Genomic DNA, 18679 nt, shown 5'->3' on the forward strand with positions numbered 1-18679 from the left:
GATAAATATCTTTGATCTTAACATCCCAGAAAATTGTTGTTTTCTTTACAACGATAGTCACGGGATGTTAAGACTGAGGGTACTTTCATGCTAAAAAATAATTGCTTTGGGTTAGACATATTTTGCGGTAAAGACAAGGGAGCGCGAGAATGATGAGGCGTTTATAGAAGACAACAAACGGTTTGCTATTAGAAATGAATTGGGAAACCATAATAAAGCCCTTGCAGAAGCCGCACATATGTCAGGCGTTGAGAGTCCTAAAGATTATGCAATATTTCAAAATAAAGGCTATCAGGGACTATACGAGGGGCTTGGAGTTAAAGACATACATAAAAGAAAAGGGCTTGCTCAAAACCAGAAATCCTGGATCATATGGGAAGCACAGAGCTTGCAGCCAACTTGTTCAGGGCAACCCAGACTGATGATAAATTAAGGCGTGAAAATATCTAGGGAAAAGAGAACGCCAACAATACCCACCATTATGTAGGCAAAAAAGTAAGGCAGACTATAAAAGAGCTTGGCGGAACAATGCCGGAAGATCTCAAGATGCCTGAAAAAAGCATTAAAGGGATAGAAGAAAAGCATAAGAAAAAATTGTTGCGGGGCGAACTTGAATGAAACCGGAAATTAAGGAACGGATTGAGAAAATAAGAAATGAGGAAGTTCCTGAAGGGTATTGAAAAATGGTATTTGTTTAGCTGCCTAACTCTAATCAGTGTTTAGTCGTTTGTGTATATGGGCTGTCCGGTAATTTAAAATCTGAAGAAAAGTAAGATGGATTGGGGCTTTAAATTGAAAAGGAAGCATGAGAATTCTTATTGACAGTGATTGTTGGACAGCCTCTATATGTCAGTCAACGACCCCGCATTTCGCTAACGCTTAAATGCGGGGCATCGAAAGGGTGCATAGATATTTGAATAAGAAATGTGCACAAAATATTAATTTAATAAACCAGATTTAGTCAGGAAGTGTCAAGCATCCCTTTTGTGAGAGATAGTGTCCATTGCCATCTGCTATATATGTTAAGACAGCTATTTTTTCTAAAATATCGTAAGTATCCTCGTTTTTTCTAATTTTTTCTTCTAATTGTTCTAAATATGAACTAACTTTGTCAAAAAAATCTTCTGGCAATGTAACTAATTGATTTCCACCTACGATATTATTTACACGTTCTTTTATTTGGTTGTATGACATAGCTAGAACAACATGAATGAAAACAAGTTGTTGATTTGCCTCAGGTTCTAAGTTAAAAATTCTTTGTACCATGGCGTAAGCTGCGCTATAATAATAAACTTTTTTCATAGGATCTAATTCACTATTCATTTTCTCTCGAATTAATGCGAGTTCATCAACAAGAATTGTTCTAAAAGGTTCAGAAACTTCAATCATGCCATCACCCCACTTGAGACAATTATACCCGATGAAGAGTCAGGAAAAACGTTGGATTTAATTAAAGAATCATTAGTTTCTACTCTAACTATTGGTTGTGAATCATCAGTGGTTATTGTTTTCGCATTAATATCGAGTTTAACAATTGGCTCATATGATTTACTTAATACATTGAGTGTTGCTTTTAAGATATTTATACCATAGTCAGTCACTTCATAATATGAATACCCTCTCACACCTTCTTGAAATTCGGTATAATGATCTACTATTGCGCCACTCATTAATCTTTTTAGTTCATCTGTTAATATTCTTTGATCTATCTCTAGTGTATTTTTAAGTTTACTGAATGTAAGTCGCTTGTTATTTTCATATAATGCTACGACAATAGCAGAACGATTGTCGCTTGCAAATGCCTTGAATGTGTGCCTAAGTATCAGCGGTATTTGGCTAGCATATTCATCTACTTTTGTCATATTAGTTCCTCTAGGTTCAAGAGTGAGTAAATCCTCACCTATAGTATATTAAAGTTCTCTTTGTATTAATAACTTCGTGGTAAAATGGTTAATACAATCAGTGATCTTTATGGACCTAATACTGATAAAATATTACAAAAATCTACTGAATTGAATATATTGATTTTGGGAGCTTACAGACCAGAAAACATGTATGATCGATTGAAAACCATTCGCGATTGTTTAAAACAAAAGGGATTTGTAAATACATATCTCGTCGCAGACTTTCCAGATGACATCGTTAGATTTCACAAAGATGACGATATGCATTGGACAATGAAATCAAATTTCTTAATGAAAAAGTTTGATTTAAATTTATTTATATTCTTGGCAAATTGTGATAATTCAGGTCCTACTGACGAATTCAATTATTTTTGTTATGAAACAGGAGAATTTTTTAGATGTATGGTCTTGTATGAAGAGAGCCATAAAGGTGGTATATCATCACGTCTCAGTGCAAAAATAAAGGATTTTAAGTTACGAAATATTACTGTTAATGAAGGCGAAGACATGGTTACTTGTAAACTCGCTTTTGGACTTATTAATCAAGTATTGATGAAAGAACGAGATCGAATCTATAAAATACCTCGTTTCTCAGGGTATTAAAAAACCATAAACATAAGAATTTTTAGATCTTAGGATTAATTTATACTAATGTACCCAAAACCGTGCCAAAAGATTTGGATGTATGATGCACAGATTATCCATCCCGCAATAACTATCTTCGTACTAATAGTACTAGGTCTTCATATACTTAAATAAAACGGTTTGGGACTGTTGTTTCTGAAGTCTTCTAAATTAGGTGTTGAGCTGCCAACCTACTGGTTTTTAAGTACTGTTCAACAATATGACCACCAATGACCAATATGCCAACATGTGGTTTAAAATAAAATTCCTGATATTGCCTGCCGAATGCAGAATCTAACTAAAATCTAATTGGCGCACATATTTCATTTAAAAACACACCTGTAAGGCATATGGATTGATCTCAATGAAAATATTAGAACTCGAACATGTATTAAGATCATACAGTAATAAACAGATCATTGACAATATTCGAAAGACAGGAATCCACAAAATCCAACAATATGGGTAACGAAATACCCATAAAATTAAATAATATGGGTAACTACATACCCATATAAGTGAAAAATATGGCTAACCTATTAAAGTACAATCTTCACTGGAGAGAGGATTTCACATACGGGCACAGGATAAAAAGGGATTTGTTCAATGAGCTTGTCAAGCATTTAGATATAAGGCAGACTATAGGTATTATTGGCCTTAGAAGGACCGGTAAGACAGTATTGCTAAAACAAATCATTGACCACCTGATCAGCCAGGAAGTGGAAAGGGACCAGATCCTCTACTTTTCCTTTGACGAGGAAAACGTGTCAATGGAGGAAGTTATTAACGAATTCCTGTCAAGAACTGGTAAAGACATTTCCGGCACTGGCAGACTTTACATATTCTTTGATGAGATACAGAAACTTGATGGCTGGCAGAACCAGTTGAAATACTATTACGATACCTACCACAGAATAAAGTTCTTTGTTTCTGGCTCATCTTCATTGTTCTTGAAGAAAAAGACAGAAGAATCGCTTGCGGGCAGGATTTTTCTATACTACCTGCCTGTGCTGGGCTTTACCGAGTTTCTCAGGTTGAAGGGCGACGAGGACCTTATCAAAAGACCAGGGATGTTTGAAGATGCCATAAAAAAACAGGTGCCTTTGTATATGAAACGGCAGCTACCGGAATTGGTGAAGGCTGATGAACCATTCATTCAGATGTATCTTGAGTCTATCATCAATAAGATGGTTTATGAAGACCTGCCAAGAGTGTTTCCTGTTGAAAACGAGGATGTCCTTAAGCAGATACTTATCATCACAGCTTCTAATCCGGGCATGATCACAGATTACGAGGGTCTTGCCAACGATCTGGGCATAACAAGAAAGACGCTGGTAAAGTACATCTCCTATCTAAAAAGGGGTTTTATGCTGCAGAAATGCTATAATTTTTCTAGCAACCGCCTTACCAGTGAGAAAAAAATGAAACGGCTCTATCTTACCAGTGCCACATTGCTGCTACACCTGTGGGAACATCCTGACATGGGCAGGGTAGTAGAGAACCTGGTGGTAACCAATTCAGGGGCACGGTTTTTCTGGAGGAAGGGGACATCTGAAGTGGATTGTGTGCTGGCCAAGGGTGATGAGGTTGTACCCCTGGTGTCCAGGTATAAGAACAATATCAGGAAGAAGGATATTAAGGGATTGCTAAAGTTCATGGAAACTTTTTCGGCAGAGAAGGGGCTTGTTGTGACAAAGGACCGGGAGGGTGAGGAACTGGTGGATGGCAAGTGGATTGTATTTGTGCCGCTTTGGAAATGGCTTCTGGAGGGGAGAATATCGAGTTAAAACAGGGGCATCTCCGGAATTATCTAAAACGATTGTTTTAATCAAGCCCACACCAGCTCACTCACCACCACTTCCATTAATCTTAATAACTATATCCCGCATCTCTGCTGCGGTTGGGTGTGCCGTCGCAACTTTTTACTTTCCCTCAAACCCTGAGAAATACCCCAAAAGACATCGTTAAATAAAAACAGAAGGAGCTATATTCGATTAAGAATTTTTAGATATAGTTGAAATAACACATAATACCACCTCAAACTTTGTATTTATACAAATGAAGAAAACCTACTAATGTGAAAAATAACCATGCTGCAACTAATCGTCAACGGAATTGTCCTCGGAAGCATCATCGCCCTGGCAGCCATCGGCCTGACAATGGTATACGGTGTCCTGAATTTTGCCAACTTCTCCCATGCCGATTTCATGACATTCGGTGCATACATTGCCTTTGTGCTGAATGTAGCTCTCGGCCTGAATATAATATTATCATTCTTCATTGCCGTTGCAATAGCAGGTGCAATGGGTGTGCTCCTGGACTTTTTGGTCTGGAAACCCATGCGAAGGAAAAATGCTGACCTTGTAAGCCTCATAATCGTATCTATCGGCCTATCCCTGATCGTCAGGAATGCCATAATCTTTACATGGGGCGGCAGTACCAGAAACTTTGACCTGCCAGTGCAAAAAGGCATTGAGATGCTTGGAATTACAATAACCCACAACCAGCTCACAGGACTGGGTACAGCCATACTATTCATTGCGCTGGTCCACTTTTTCCTGAAACATACAAAAATGGGCAAGGCCATGCGTGCCATCTCAGATGATATCAACCTTGCCCGTATCTCAGGCATTGATTCAGATAAAGTAATTATGTGGATGTGGTTTATTGGAATAGGCCTGGCAGGTGTGGCCGGTATCCTGTACGGACTGGAAACCACTATCAGGCCCAATATGGGCTGGTTCCTTATCCTTCCCATGTTCGCTGCCGTTATCCTGGGTGGTATTGGTAACCCCTACGGAGCCATGGTAGGTGGCATGGTGATCGGTCTGTCCCAGGAATTGAGTATGCTCATCCTGCCGTCAGAATACAAAATGGGAGTAAGCCTTGGCATAATGATATTAGTACTGCTGTTTAAACCAGAAGGACTATTCGGGGGAACAAAAACATGATAGACTACTTGGTAGCCATCAGTATCATCGTTGGGATATATGCCATATTTGCAATAGGGCTGAACCTGGAATGGGGCTTCACCGGACTCATCAACTTCGGCCACGTGGGATTTTTGGCTATCGGTGCCTACACAACAGTACTGATGAACCAGAGCGGTGCGCCGCTATGGCTATCCATGGCATCAGGCGTAGTACTGGCAGGCTTTTTCGGCCTTCTGGTCGGTATCCCCACCCTCAGGCTCAGGGAGGATTATCTTGCTATAGTTACGATCGGTTTTTCAGAGATAGTCAGGTTGTTCCTGCTTAATGAAGAATGGCTCACCAGGGGACCCATGGGACTGTTCGGATTTGACAGGCCTTTTGAAGCAATGATACCCTTTGACTACAATTATTTCCTGTTCATCCTTGTATTCGGTTCACTGGCCGTTATTTACCTGCTTATAGAAAAACTGGTACACTCTCCCTGGGGCAGGGTGCTGAAATCCATTCGTGAGGATGAGGATGTGGCATCCGCTCTCGGTAAGGATGTGTTTCGTTACAAGATCCAGGCGTTGATGATCGGCTCGGCCATTGCAGGACTGGCCGGTGCCTTTTTAGCATTCAATATGCAATACATCAACCCCCGCAACTTTATCCCGATGGAAACATTTTATGCATGGATCATCGTGGTATTAGGGGGAAGTGCCAGGAATAAGGGGACCATCATTGGTGCTATTTTAGTCCAGTCCTTCTACACCGGGACCCGGTACCTTCAGGACTATGTGCCCCTGGCATCCCACCAGATGGCTGCCTTACGGGTCATGGTGATAGGATTATTATTGGTATTGTTGATGATGTATAAGCCACAAGGACTACTTGGCAAAAAAGAAGAACTGACGCTGGGGCAATAAAATGGTGCAGGAAATCCTGAAGGTCAGGGACGTGAAAAAGTATTTCGGGGGTGTCATGGCTGTTGACGGTGCATCTTTTAGTGTGGAAGAACAGACTATCAGGGGACTCATAGGTGCTAACGGCGCAGGCAAGACCACCTTGTTTAATCTCATAACCGGCTACTACAAACTTGACAGTGGTAATATTTTCTTTAAAGATGAAAGAGTAGACCAACTGCCCACGTTTAAAAAAGCCCGTATTGGCATGGTCAGGACGTTCCAGTTGACCAAGGCACTATCCAGGATGACTGTACTTGAGAATTTACTACTGGGACCCAAGATGCAAAGCGGTGAGCACATACACAACATATTTTTACGCCCGAAAATAGTGGCGGATGAAGAAGCAGTAATTGTGGAAAAAGCTCTCGCAACACTTGAATTTTTTGACTTGATGCATATGAAGGATGATTATGCCGGAGCTCTTTCTGGTGGGCAGAAGCGACTGCTTGAGATGGCCAGGGCACTGATGACCGACCCGAAGATGCTGCTGCTGGACGAGCCTTTTGCAGGTGTCAATCCCACCCTGGCAAGGAAACTTGTCGGGCGCATCAAGGAACTTAAGGGGCAAGGCATGACGTTTCTTATCATAGAACATGATATACCGCTCATAACCGAAGTAAGTGATACCCTTAGTTTCATGAACCATGGCAGGATAATCCTTGAAGGACCGCCCGAGGATGTCAAGCACGACCCCAGGGTACTGGATGCATATCTGGGGGATGGGGCATGAGCATACTTCAGGTAGAAGGCGTAGTGTCAGGCTACACAGACATTAACATCCTGAACGGAGTATCCATTCATATTGAAAAGGGTGAGATAGTCTCCATCATCGGGCCCAATGGTGCAGGCAAGTCCACATTGCTTAAAACCATTATCGGGATGCTAAAACCCAGGAGTGGTAGTATATTTTTTGACGGGCAGGACATTGCAGGTATGACCACACATAATATCGTGGCCAGAGGCATGGGATTTGTACCCCAGGAAAAGAATACATTCCCATCCCTGACAGTTATGGAAAACCTGGAGATGGGTGCTTTCCTTAAGCGAGAGATGGGTGATGTCTTAGAAGAGGTGTTTGACATCTTCCCGGTACTTCGGGATAAGAAGCACCAGAGGGCCACCACTTTAAGCGGTGGTGAGATCAAGATGCTGGCCATGGGTAGGGCAATGATGCCGGAGCCGCAAGTACTGCTGCTGGACGAGCCCACAGCAGGGCTGTCCCCAAAGTTAAGGGAAGTCGTGTTTGAGGAGATCAAGGATATTAACGGCACAGGGACCACCATCCTGATGGTGGAACAGAATGCTAAAAAGGCGCTGTCCATATCCCACAGGGGTTACGTGCTGGAGATGGGGGAGAACAGGTTTGAAGGCGAAGGCTCAACCCTGCTGGAAGATGAAAATGTCCTGAAACTTTATTTGGGTGGGTGACAAAAAAGAAAAAAAAGGGAACCGATCACTCAAGATCGATTGACTCTCCCCATACTACATTACCATCTGTTCCAACGTACCACTGGGCATAATTGGCAGTGTCTGCCGATATGTCCCCATTTTCATCAAAGGTAATATCACCCGATGCACCCTTGTAGTTGATATCTTTTCCTTCCCGAATCAATTTCAGACCAGTACCGATATCGGTTACTTCCTCCCCCGGTGGATTTGCTACGGTCCTTAAATTGTCCCGGATAGCAGTGCCATCTGAACTTCCTGCCTTCTCTATTGCCAAGGCAATGACAGCTGCTGCATCATATGTTTGGGGTGTGAAGGTGGTAGGTTCTTTATTGTATTTGTTGACATATGCTTCTTTAAAATCCTCATATGCCGGGCCTTCTGGAAATGGTGCTGTGCCTTTGAACCCCTTTATTATATAGTTCCCATCAACGTCTTTACCAACCATTTCTGCAAATGTCTCATCCTTAAGTCCTTCAGAGAGCAGCCAGTCAGTTTTATCCATAATGCCCTTTTCATATGCTGCCTTTAAGATCAGGCTGCCTGTCTCAGGATAAGATATCAGTATAATGACATCTGGATTGCCTTGTGCTGCCTTTTCGACCTCGGAATTGAACATGGTGGCCTGTGGGTCGTATTTTACCCGGTCCAGTATTTCTCCACCCATGTTTTCAAACTCCTCTACAAATACTGTTTCAAAACCTACACCATACGCATTGTTCAGTACAAGAGTGCTGGCTGTGGTATAGTTCTTTTCTATTGCCAGAAGTGCCATCGCCCTACCCTGAAGAGCATCTGATGGGCAGGTTCTGAAGTAGAAATCATTGTCTTCATACGTGGTAAAGTCAGGCGCAGTATTGGAAGATGATATCTGGACCACGTTGTTACTTGTAGTTATGTCAATAAATGACAGGCTTATGCTGCTGCCTGCTGCCCCTATGATCGCAGGGACTTTATTTATCTTGACAAGTTTATTGGCAGCATCCACTGCTGCTATCTCCGAGGTCTGGGAATCTTCATTGATCATTATTACTTGTGTTCCCAGCAAGCCGCCGTTCGCATTCACTTCTTCGATGGCAAGTTTAGCTGCATTTTCCATAGGTCCGCCGTATGGGGCAAGATCGCCTGTGATCGACAGTAATGTACCGATCTTTACCTCCTCTTGTTCTACAGTATCAGTAGTATCAGTACACCCTGATAATGTAACTATTGCAACGATGAACATTATTGCAATTAATCCTTTAGCATGTGATTTTAACATATATATTCCTCCTTAAATCATCCTGGAAGTAATCATCATGGATGAGTTCTTCCTAATGTTTTTTTGGGTAGGGCTTTTTACTTAAAGTTATCGTTTTTTTGAGACCGTTACAATTCGTGTTGGTGAATTTAATTAAACCACAGATAAACACAGATGAACACAGATTTTCAGGTAGCGTATCCGCGTTTATCGGCGTTCGTCTGCGGTTAGTTTGATAATACCAACATGTAATGTGACGGTCTCGTTTTTTTGAGACCGTTAAAATTCTTGTTGGTGAATTTAATTAAACCACAGATAAACATAGATGAACACAGATTTTCAGGCAGCGTATCCGCGTTTATCGGCCTTATTCTGCAGTAAGTTTGATAATACCAGCATGTAATGTGACGGTCTCGTTTTTTTTAACCTGTGCAGTTGAGTTAACTGAAGAAGACTGCGAAATTATAGGATTGCAGATAGAGTAATTTTGTCCCAAGGCTGTGGATACTCGATACAGGAAAATTCATCTATTGACAATTATGGGGAATACATTAATTACACCCAGCAGATCACCCTTCTCGATCATCCCATCCAGTATAGGGAGAAAAACAATACTTGAGATATTCCTTTTACTTTCCACCAGTGCCACACCTTCAGATTGCACATTAAGTACAGTACCCAGGGCATGGTGGCAAAAAGCGCACGGTAATGATATTGTGTTTTCATACACAACTGTTTTCTTAATAGGGATTTGTATAACATCGCCCTTTTTAACCGCCACATCCCCAGCAGAAATAAGCATTTCCCATTTTCCTTCAGTTGAAATAGTAAAATTATACGGTACTGCGGATACATTTTCCCTCTCGATATGGTCCATTCCACCCAATACCAGTTGTATAGGGACCAGCAGGACATTTTCATTACCAGCCATGATATATAATAATTAGCGTTTATGATATATAACTTACTTTTTACACATCTTTCCTCAAACACAATATTTGTCGCATTCCTTTCCCACCAGACTAAGATCAGTCATATCCTTCATTTACAGCACAACAATTAAAAACTATCATACGGTAATACTTCCATCCTTACCAATTTTCAAGAGGAACAAATATGGATTATAGAAGAATCATCCCCTGTCTGGACGTAAAGGACGGCCGCCTTGTCAAAGGCGTAAATTTTATAGACTTAAAAGACGTGGGCGACCCGTCAGAGAACGGTGCAGCCTACAGTGAAGCGGGAGCCGACGAACTGGTTTTCCTGGACATCACAGCGACTATTGAGAACCGGAAAACCATGGTCGATGCCGTGGCAAGAACAGTAGATAAAATCTCCATACCGCTGACCGTAGGCGGTGGCATAGGAAGTATCCAGGACATACAGGCAATGCTGGACGTAGGTGTATCTAAAGTATCAATTAACTCGGCCGCAGTACGAACTCCAGGGCTTGTTAAAGAAGCGTCATCAGAGTTCGGCAGCGAAACATTGACCATTGCCATAGATACCAGGCAGAACCCACAACTGCCGTCAGGGTTTGAGGTTATGGTTAACGGAGGCAACAAACCTACTGGCATCGATGCTGTCCAGTGGGCAAAACAGGTGGAAGAATCAGGCACTGGTGCCATCCTCCCCACCAGCATGGATGCTGACGGTACCCTGGCTGGATATGATATCCCTATGACCAGGGCCATTGCCGATGCGGTTGACCTCCCGATTATAGCATCCGGCGGTGCCGGCACGCTCGAACATCTTTATGAAGCCATAACTGATGCTCATGCAGATGCCGTACTGGTTGCGTCCATTGCACACTTTGGCACATATACTATTCAAGAGATGAAGGAGTACCTGGCAGGAAAAGGCATCCCTGTAAGATTGTAGTATTTCGAAGTCTTTTTGATGTATTGAAGTCCTTTCTGCAATATATGACTAAAAAGATGACCTATGCCAGTTCAGGCGTGGACATACATCTGGAGGAAAGGGCCATCAAGGCGCTTGCCTCCGAAATAACATATAAACGTATAGGGTTAGGTGCACCGCTGACAGACATCGGCCACTATGCCGGTCTTATCGCGTTCGGTGAATATGCCCTTGCCCTGGCCACTGACGGTGTAGGTTCCAAGGTCCTCATTGCAAACGAGATGAAGCGCTGGAACACGGTGGGCATAGACTGTATGGCCATGAATGTGAACGACCTGCTGGCCATAGGCGCAGAACCCCTTTCTTTTGTGGACTATCTGGCAATCGCAAAGCCGGATGAGGAACAGATGGCGCAGATAGGGGAAGGGCTCCAGCGTGGAGCAGAACTTAGCAGGCTGACAATTGTGGGTGGTGAGACTGCAACTTTGCCAGAGATCATCAATGGGTTCGACCTGGCCGGTACCTGCCTGGGGGCGGTCAGGAAGGAGCAGGTCATTACTGGTGAGCATGTTAAAGAGGGCGATGTTCTGGTAGGAGTACCAAGTTCAGGAATCCACAGCAATGGCTATACCCTAGTGCGCAAGATCATTGAGCGATCCACCTTTAATTACCATGACCCGTTCCCTCTTAATCCAGAAACCACGATCGGCGATGAACTGCTCATCCCTACGCGCATCTATATTGAGATACTTGATGTGATAAAGGAATGCGAGGTTCACGGTCTGGCCCATATCACAGGCAGTGGCCTGTTAAAACTTCGAAGGATTAGCGACCTTGGATTTGATATTCATTCACCTCTAAAGCCCCAGCCAATTTTCAGGTTCCTGCAGGAACAGGGAGAAGTTGACGAACTTGAGATGTATAAGACCTTCAACATGGGTATGGGATTCTTAATTGTGCTGCCAGAACAGGATGCTCAGCGGGCGGCTGAGATCACAGGCGGCAGGATCGTGGGTGAGATCATTAGTTCAGGAATACGAGTTCGGGAATTGGAGATTGTTTAATTATTGAAAATTATCGTACAAATCCAGGTGCTTTTAAAACGGGCGGTTCCGAAAATTATATTTTACATATTTACCTTTCAGTACCTGAATTTCATTTTATTATAAATAGATGAGACCAATATTGAAAGTTTATTACGGATTTGTGTCCGGAACAACAGTATTTAACAGATGATAACAAGGTGCCTCGAACATGGTTACAATAAAACCTTTCAAAACCACTTTAATAAATCCACAACTGTCACAGCGAGACCGGCTGGTATGCCCGGTCTATGATACCATTGATGAGACCGAATATGGCAGGTATGGCGGTGAAGAGAATAATGTTATAAATATTACCACACGCAGGGCCGGTGTTGACAGTGAAGAGTTCATCGCAAATGCAAAAAGATGCCTTAAGCGTTTCTTTGATGAACAGATACTTGTAGAACGGGATGAACCTGCACTATATATTTACGGCATCAAGTACACCCTCTCCGAAAATATTCTGAGCCAGATACCAGAAATAGCCAGGAGGAATATCTATTTTGCTTTTGGGTTGGTTGGCCTTGTAAAGGTGGAGGAGCTGGGAAGGGGCAGTATTGTGGGGCATGAGAGGATTTTTGAGAAACATACAATTGAACGCTATAACCTGATGAAGGCGTGCGGCATGAACTTCTCACCTATTGTATCTGAATACAACATGCCCGGGCATGAGATTAATAATATTCTCGAAGACTACCTTGGCTTTAAGCGACCCGACCTGGTCTTGAGGGAAGAACGCCCGCCTCTGGTGGACCTGGAACTGAAGGGCACCAGGCACCTGCTGTGGGAGATCACTGAAACTGAAATAATCGGGAAGATACAGCAGCTAATGAAAGATGAGAAGGTCTTGATACTGGACGGGCATCACCGGTATAATGCAGCCAATGAACTTCGCATGAAGGATGGTGTGGACCATACTATGATGATGTTCATGGAAGGCGGGGACCGTGCCCTCTTGCTGCTGCCCTGGCACAGGGTGGTAAGGCATGTGGATGTGGGTAAGCTTGGGTTGCAGGTGAAGCGGTACTTTGAGACAATACGGGAAGGGGACCTGGATGATGGATTCCACAATGCATTACAGGATAGTGATGGTAAATATGATGTAAGGATAGGGTTGTATGATGGTGAGACGTTTTCTGTGCTGAAGGCAAATAAAGAGGATGTTAAGCGGCTTTCAGTGGAATTGGGGGAGAACGTGGGGCTGGACTATATCGCATTGAATGAATGGATCATCGGGCCCTGTGTGGATAATTGCAATACAGATGATGTGGTCTTTGTGGATAGTATGGATGAAGCTGTTAACAAGGTTGATACCCAGGGATTTGATATGGCTTTCCTGATAAGGCCCCTTGCTATTGAAGATGTGGAGTACAAGGCTCATGTGGAGATGAAGAATTTTCCCCAGAAGTCTACATTGTTCCTGCCCAAGGTTGCTGAGGGGATAATGATGCGGCGGTTTTAGGGGGTAGGGGCAGATGCAGGTGGCAGGATTTTCGTCTTTTAATTGATGAGGGTAATATTCAGAGCATGATCTTTGCTTTTATTTGAGCAATATCATGTTCTATCATTATGATCCTCTCGTCGAAATGAGATTTGAAATCATCCCGGCTGTGCCGGATTTCTGATGTTATTTCTATCCTGTTTTGATCGATTTTACTACCAAGATCAACTCCGAGACCATCTATTTTACCACCAAGATCATCTCCGAGACCATCTATTTTACCACCAAGATCCCGAGACCATCTATTTTGCTACCAAGATCATAAAAACCGTTCTTTGACACATGAATGAGCTCTTTTAGCAAATCCGCCGCAGTGTCCAGTCTTTCATCAGTTTCCCCATCATCCACAAGCTTGTAGAAGCTTTCATATTCCCCTGTATGGGTGAAATATTCTTTTTCAAGATCAGTGACGTTTATGAGAGTATTTTTAATGTTTACTGCCTTTATGAATCTCTCTAAATCTGTCTCATCTCCTTCAGCTATAATTTTTACTCGTCTGTCCGGGAGATTTGCCACATACCCTTTTATATCTAATGCTTTGGCTATGTCTACGATTTTTGCCCGGAATCCGGATTGCTGGACATCACCTGAGATATGGAGAATTGCTTTTTTCATTCAAAAATTCCTTTGGTTTGAAGTGGACATAAAGGTTATGGATGAGGAAGCTTCAACAGTTGCAGAGTTTCATGGTGTAAGGACTAAGGGTGCACTTTTCATTTTGCTAAAATCGGTGAAAGATGGTTTGCTTGGTAAAGGTGAATCGCTTGCAATATTCCAGCAGATGCTTGAGGATGGTTTCTGGCTTGCCTGGGATACGGCAGTGGAGTTTGAAAGGATCTTATTTTTGATGTGAAGATGGTTGTATTGTTCCATGTTCAAATTCGTAGTATTTTGTTGGATTTACCCCCTTCGATAATATTGTTCGTGTTTACCACATAATTGCGAAATATTTTTCCAAAATATTCTACAAACAAAAAAACCATTATCATGATTATGAGAATGCAAATGTTTATATATGTCATAATCATAATGAGGTAATTACAGAGGAATTGACAGTTCGGATATCAGGTGTTTTTAATATCTAGTCTGTCAATATTCACAGCAAGGTGAATAAAATGTCAAAGATAATGCACGCTCAGATGGTCATTATAGAAGATGACCTAATCGCCCTTAAAGAGAAATCGGGTGAGAAAAACACCAAGGATGCTCTCGCCAAGGCTGTGGCGCACTACCTTGAATGCGAATATACGCAATCAACTGATATGTGGGCAAAGAAACTTGAGAAGGCAATGAAGAAGAAATCTAAGGAGTAAACAAAAATGAAATCAAATAGGCAATATAGTAAAGATGAGAAAGCAGTGTCCCCGGTCATTGGTGTGATCCTAATGGTGGCTATCACTGTCATCCTGGCTGCAGTCATTGCGGCGTTCGTGTTCGACATGGGTGGAAATTTGGCTCCAGCACCACCGTCGGCTAGTATTACAGCATCAAATAATGCTGCTAGCACGACTTATGATATAAAAATAGTTCATACTGGTGGAGATTTAATTAAAGGTACTGAATGGAAAATATCGGTAGTTGATGAAGGGGATGTACCGATATATGTTACTTCAGAAGCAGGTGATGATTTTGCGGTCGGTTCACAGATATGTGTAAATAGTACAATAAAACCAAATAGCATCTCGTTTAATTTTGAAACTTACGATTGGACTTATGCCGCTGCTGATCTTGGTTTAGTCCAAGGTGATAAGTACGACGTTAAGATAGTACATATACCTTCAAATTCAATGGTACTAAATACTGTAGTTGAGGTAAGGTAAAACACATTTCAATCCCCTATTAAAGGGGATTTTTTTTCTTTTTTTAACAATCACCCTTCATTGCAATATGCCATATATTCTAATAGTAAAATGAGGGCAATAAACAACAATAATGCAATTCCTCCAGCCACATGCATGATAATAATCAATATCATAATTATCCTGACTGCTATCATCATGATCTAAGGAACAGGTATAACAGGACATATAAGTAAGCATATAGTATCTGCATCCGCATCAGTTAGATATACCCGATTTAATGATCGTCCCTGATAGCATAATTAATCTAAATTCCTGAATTGTTATATTTTTATGGCATCTTACAGTACAAAGTTATCCAAGAAACATAAAAAATATGACCAGGGTATTAGATAACACTTTATAAAGGAGCATAGAAATAATATCAATGGGAAACATAAAAGATGAATAAAAAAAATTATTTAACACATACAGTCATTTGTTTATCATTACTAATCATATTTGTACTGCCCATCAGTGCAGATTCGGATACTGAAAAATATATTGCTTATTACGGGTGGCTTAACTGCTCGGGTTTAGACTGGGCAGACTCAGGGTTAACATTTGTTATCATTGCTGATGATAACCAGGATGAAATTCAAAAGATACGCAGTGCAGATGTTGATGTTTATTTGTATAAAGCATTAGGCAGTACATATGCGAGTGCTTCTCATAAAAATAACTGGGAGCAGCAAATAATGGATCTTGTTGATAGTCATGATTATGTTGACGGTTTCTTCTGGGATGAAATAGATCCGGGCTATTATGGGCAAAGCAGCAAAGATGAATTTAACCAGCATTTGACTGCAATAAATGATCATGTCCACATGAATGGTCAAAAGACAATTGCCAATGGTGTAAGATATTATGCAGACCATTGTGACAATGATTATTATATGTGGGAAAGTTTTATGAGTTCCTTTAAAGGGACTTCAGCTGATCCTGAGTACTATTATGTAGATTTTTTCATACGAACAGGAGAGGATGATGATCCCTATAAGTGGATCAATAACATTGCCAAATGGGAATACCTGCAAAATAACTCTGTACTGGGTAAAACACTAGCGCATTCTTATGGTGACCCTTTGGATGATGATAAAAGTAATTACAACTACATCGCTGCTCGTGTCTTAGGACTAAAGGGATTTGGTTATGTAGATGCAAATAACTTTGCTGCTACGCAAATAACACTTGCACAGGCAATGAGATCGGGTCTGGGAGTGCAGCTTGATCATACTATAGATGAAAGAGATCAAAGATTAAGCGGCCAATTTGCCAGTGGCGAAGCAGAAAATGATGTAAAGCAGACAATTTCCTCAGAAAATGCTGTTTATTCCATTACAAGATTATCACCTGATGAATCAGCAGGTGATGAGCCTGAAGTGGAACATTACGATGAAAATAAAGATGACTCTTCCATGCAAACTTCATTTTTTACAGCCTTTGATGTACTATTAATTGTTATCATTACGGCTATATTGATTGCGAAGTTTCGACCATGATATTTTATTGGGGAAGGGAGAATAATGAATAATATGAGTTACGGCAAGAGGAGGAACCGATCAGTCATTTGGGAGTTTAGTAAAAAGTATGAGTACAATAAAAATCGGTAAATATCTATGCAAATCTTGTAATGAAAACCTCTAAGAAGATCGGAGTGTCTGGGAAAATCTCAAAACCCTTTATTCCTGCAACCCTTTTCCTGATTTCGATCAGCCTCAGGTCAAGTACTGAAAATCTGTGTATGCAATAAATGCCAAAGTAACTGGATTTTGGAACAGTGTCACTGAGATGTTAAAAAAATACAGCTATTTCTCAGCCAGTTTTACAAGGATGTTCTCAAGGCGCTGGTTGTGTTCATCCATTCGCTGGTTGTGTCCATCTTGCTTTATTACAAATGCTTCAAGCGTTGTATTTATATTAGTAAGAGATTCTTTCATTTCCCCAGTATCTATTTTTATTCCATCAAGGAAATCTATACCAATATCGAATTTTTCGCTAAATTCGTAATAATCATCGGTTGCTACCCTGCTGAATACAGACGGTAAATGAAGTTCTTCATGGACTTCCTTTTTCTCAATACTATCAATATCCGACCTAGCAAATTCGCTAAGGCCATTTATGAAAGCATCTATCGACTTCTGAAGACCTTCACATGCAATCTTAACGCTACCGTCAACATCATTAAAAACATAACCTTTTATATTTAACTTTCTTGCAGTGCCTTCAATAATTCCACGATAACCAATATGCTGAACGTTTCCTCTTAATAAGATATTATATCTTTTTATCCTAGTTTGCATAGTCAAATCATACGTCCTTAACAATATTAACTTTATGCTCATCCAAACAGTAAATTTCCAAGCTGAACTGAATCCGTTCCCCATACAAAATCTACTTCTCCACCCGAAGATTACAGTCACACTTTCATAAAAAAAACCTGCCTGCATAAAATCATTTAAACAACGACTGGAAATACAGCCTGAAAGACCAGAGCCCCAGGTAATAACGGAGGGTATCACCGATAGTTTGAGCCTATTGAGCACTTGAAAAAGTGTAAACAATGTGTTGAGCCTTTCCAGCTAATTATTATAATTACGGCTATATTGGTTGCGAAGTTTTGTTTCACTCTTTGGAAAACCTTCAGGAACATTATCAATACTGGTATGTCTGCCGTCGATATACCTTTGGCGATATAATTTTCCTAAAATTGTCTTCCTATAACATTATCCACATTGTTGCTACACAAAAATCGTAATAAATACATTCTGGTTTAATACCATCAAGTATGATTTTCAGTCCCTTGAGTTTAATTTATTTACTTAGCAGTTTAATAATTATTACAACAGTTGCTTCATAAAAATCAACAAAACCATTGGAGGAAGAACATGGAAATCCCGGAAGAAAACCCTATGCAGGCCATATTTGGCACGCATCCCCAGATAAAAGTGATCGAGACTTTAGCATTTCATTCAGATTTTGAATACAACCTGACAGAACTGGCCGAGTCTGCAAGCGTTTCAAAATCAAATGTCTTTGATATGAAAGAGAAGTTGTTACATTACCAGATAATGAGCCCCACAAAAAAGGTGGGAAGGATCCAATTATATAAATTCGAATCCCAAAGCCCTACAGGCAAATTATTAAACGAACTGTCAATAAAGCTTGCTGATATAGATGTGGAGCAACTTGTAAAATAATGGGATCGCAAGGACCCAATTAAAGAACGTATCCGGGAATGACTAGTGTCGAGTCAACCATCTAATATCGCAAGATATATGATCTGACGCGGTTATATTTT

Annotated in this window: 20 protein-coding genes and 1 pseudogene; 15 read left to right on the forward strand and 6 right to left on the reverse strand. The window is 41.1% G+C overall.

Features of this window, described 5'->3' with window-relative positions; all coding sequences use genetic code 11:
- Positions 1-238: 238 nt before the first annotated feature.
- Positions 239-618, forward strand: a pseudogene (locus tag HF974_15265) (hypothetical protein).
- A 339-nt stretch (positions 619-957) separates the two neighbouring features.
- Here the strand turns inward: HF974_15265 and HF974_15270 are convergent.
- Together HF974_15270 and HF974_15275 are read right to left on the reverse strand one after the other, a co-directional pair.
- Positions 958-1389, reverse strand: a complete 432-nt coding sequence (locus tag HF974_15270) for a hypothetical protein (protein MBC2699656.1) — start codon at positions 1387-1389, stop codon at positions 958-960.
- The gene (locus tag HF974_15275; protein MBC2699657.1) at positions 1386-1862 is read right to left on the reverse strand and encodes a hypothetical protein; all 477 of its coding nucleotides are present in this window, start codon (positions 1860-1862) and stop codon (positions 1386-1388) included. The genes HF974_15270 and HF974_15275 overlap by 4 nt, the downstream gene beginning before the upstream one ends.
- 84 nt (positions 1863-1946) lie before the next feature.
- Between HF974_15275 and HF974_15280 the strand changes: the two genes are divergently transcribed.
- The 6 genes from HF974_15280 (at position 1947) to HF974_15305 (ending at position 7836) form a co-directional block, all read left to right on the forward strand.
- Positions 1947-2507: a hypothetical protein gene (locus tag HF974_15280; GenBank protein MBC2699658.1), complete on the forward strand. Its 561-nt coding sequence runs from the start codon at positions 1947-1949 to the stop codon at positions 2505-2507.
- Between the two features lie 548 nt (positions 2508-3055).
- Complete coding sequence (locus HF974_15285; GenBank protein MBC2699659.1) at positions 3056-4315, forward strand: ATP-binding protein; 1260 nt, start codon at positions 3056-3058, stop codon at positions 4313-4315.
- Positions 4316-4618: 303 nt separating this feature from the next.
- Positions 4619-5479: a branched-chain amino acid ABC transporter permease gene (locus tag HF974_15290; GenBank protein MBC2699660.1), complete on the forward strand. Its 861-nt coding sequence runs from the start codon at positions 4619-4621 to the stop codon at positions 5477-5479.
- Positions 5476-6369, forward strand: coding sequence for a branched-chain amino acid ABC transporter permease (locus tag HF974_15295; GenBank protein ID MBC2699661.1), 894 nt, complete (start codon positions 5476-5478; stop codon positions 6367-6369). The genes HF974_15290 and HF974_15295 overlap by 4 nt, the downstream gene beginning before the upstream one ends.
- Position 6370: 1 nt before the next feature.
- Positions 6371-7138: an ABC transporter ATP-binding protein gene (locus HF974_15300; protein ID MBC2699662.1), complete on the forward strand. Its 768-nt coding sequence runs from the start codon at positions 6371-6373 to the stop codon at positions 7136-7138.
- On the forward strand, positions 7135-7836 hold the full coding sequence (locus tag HF974_15305) for an ABC transporter ATP-binding protein (GenBank protein ID MBC2699663.1): 702 nt from the start codon (positions 7135-7137) through the stop codon (positions 7834-7836). Before HF974_15300 ends, HF974_15305 begins: the two co-directional genes overlap by 4 nt.
- Positions 7837-7861: 25 nt before the next feature.
- On the opposite strand, the gene HF974_15310 is transcribed toward HF974_15305, so the two are convergent.
- On the reverse strand, positions 7862-9115 hold the full coding sequence (locus HF974_15310) for an ABC transporter substrate-binding protein (protein MBC2699664.1): 1254 nt from the start codon (positions 9113-9115) through the stop codon (positions 7862-7864).
- Positions 9116-9617: 502 nt separating this feature from the next.
- Positions 9618-10025, reverse strand: a complete 408-nt coding sequence (locus HF974_15315; protein ID MBC2699665.1) for a DUF22 domain-containing protein — start codon at positions 10023-10025, stop codon at positions 9618-9620.
- Between the two features lie 185 nt (positions 10026-10210).
- Between HF974_15315 and hisF the strand changes: the two genes are divergently transcribed.
- From hisF to HF974_15330, 3 genes are all read left to right on the forward strand, one after another.
- Positions 10211-10975 carry an imidazole glycerol phosphate synthase subunit HisF gene (hisF, locus tag HF974_15320; protein ID MBC2699666.1) on the forward strand — a complete coding sequence of 255 codons (765 nt, stop codon included), beginning with the start codon at positions 10211-10213 and terminating at the stop codon, positions 10973-10975.
- Between the two features lie 44 nt (positions 10976-11019).
- Positions 11020-12018, forward strand: coding sequence for a phosphoribosylformylglycinamidine cyclo-ligase (locus HF974_15325; GenBank protein MBC2699667.1), 999 nt, complete (start codon positions 11020-11022; stop codon positions 12016-12018).
- Between the two features lie 190 nt (positions 12019-12208).
- Complete coding sequence (locus HF974_15330) at positions 12209-13501, forward strand: DUF1015 domain-containing protein (GenBank protein ID MBC2699668.1); 1293 nt, start codon at positions 12209-12211, stop codon at positions 13499-13501.
- Between the two features lie 252 nt (positions 13502-13753).
- Here the strand turns inward: HF974_15330 and HF974_15335 are convergent, their stop codons facing one another.
- Entirely contained in the window at positions 13754-14155 is a 402-nt protein-coding gene (locus tag HF974_15335; protein MBC2699669.1) for an acylphosphatase, read from the reverse strand.
- 22 nt (positions 14156-14177) lie between these two features.
- On the opposite strand from HF974_15335, the gene HF974_15340 reads away from it, so the two are divergent.
- The 4 genes from HF974_15340 to HF974_15355 all read left to right on the forward strand — a co-directional run bounded on the left by HF974_15340 (position 14178) and on the right by HF974_15355 (position 16880).
- Positions 14178-14393 carry a hypothetical protein gene (locus tag HF974_15340; protein MBC2699670.1) on the forward strand — a complete coding sequence of 72 codons (216 nt, stop codon included), beginning with the start codon at positions 14178-14180 and terminating at the stop codon, positions 14391-14393.
- A gap of 262 nt (positions 14394-14655) precedes the next feature.
- Positions 14656-14853 carry a DUF5371 domain-containing protein gene (locus tag HF974_15345; GenBank protein MBC2699671.1) on the forward strand — a complete coding sequence of 66 codons (198 nt, stop codon included), beginning with the start codon at positions 14656-14658 and terminating at the stop codon, positions 14851-14853.
- 6 nt (positions 14854-14859) lie between these two features.
- Positions 14860-15360, forward strand: coding sequence for a type IV pilin (locus tag HF974_15350; protein MBC2699672.1), 501 nt, complete (start codon positions 14860-14862; stop codon positions 15358-15360).
- A gap of 422 nt (positions 15361-15782) precedes the next feature.
- Entirely contained in the window at positions 15783-16880 is a 1098-nt protein-coding gene (locus tag HF974_15355) for a hypothetical protein (GenBank protein MBC2699673.1), read from the forward strand.
- A 306-nt stretch (positions 16881-17186) separates the two neighbouring features.
- Here HF974_15355 and HF974_15360 read toward each other — a convergent pair whose 3' ends face one another.
- Entirely contained in the window at positions 17187-17801 is a 615-nt protein-coding gene (locus tag HF974_15360) for an acylphosphatase (protein MBC2699674.1), read from the reverse strand.
- Between the two features lie 465 nt (positions 17802-18266).
- Here HF974_15360 and HF974_15365 point away from each other — a divergent pair, with 465 nt between their 5' ends.
- Positions 18267-18578 (forward strand): hypothetical protein, encoded by a 312-nt coding sequence (locus tag HF974_15365; GenBank protein ID MBC2699675.1) that lies wholly within the window; start codon positions 18267-18269, stop codon positions 18576-18578.
- Positions 18579-18679 lie beyond the last annotated feature (101 nt).

The sequence above is a fragment of the ANME-2 cluster archaeon genome, assembly GCA_014237145.1.
Taxonomy (GTDB): domain Archaea; phylum Halobacteriota; class Methanosarcinia; order Methanosarcinales; family Methanocomedenaceae; genus Methanocomedens_A.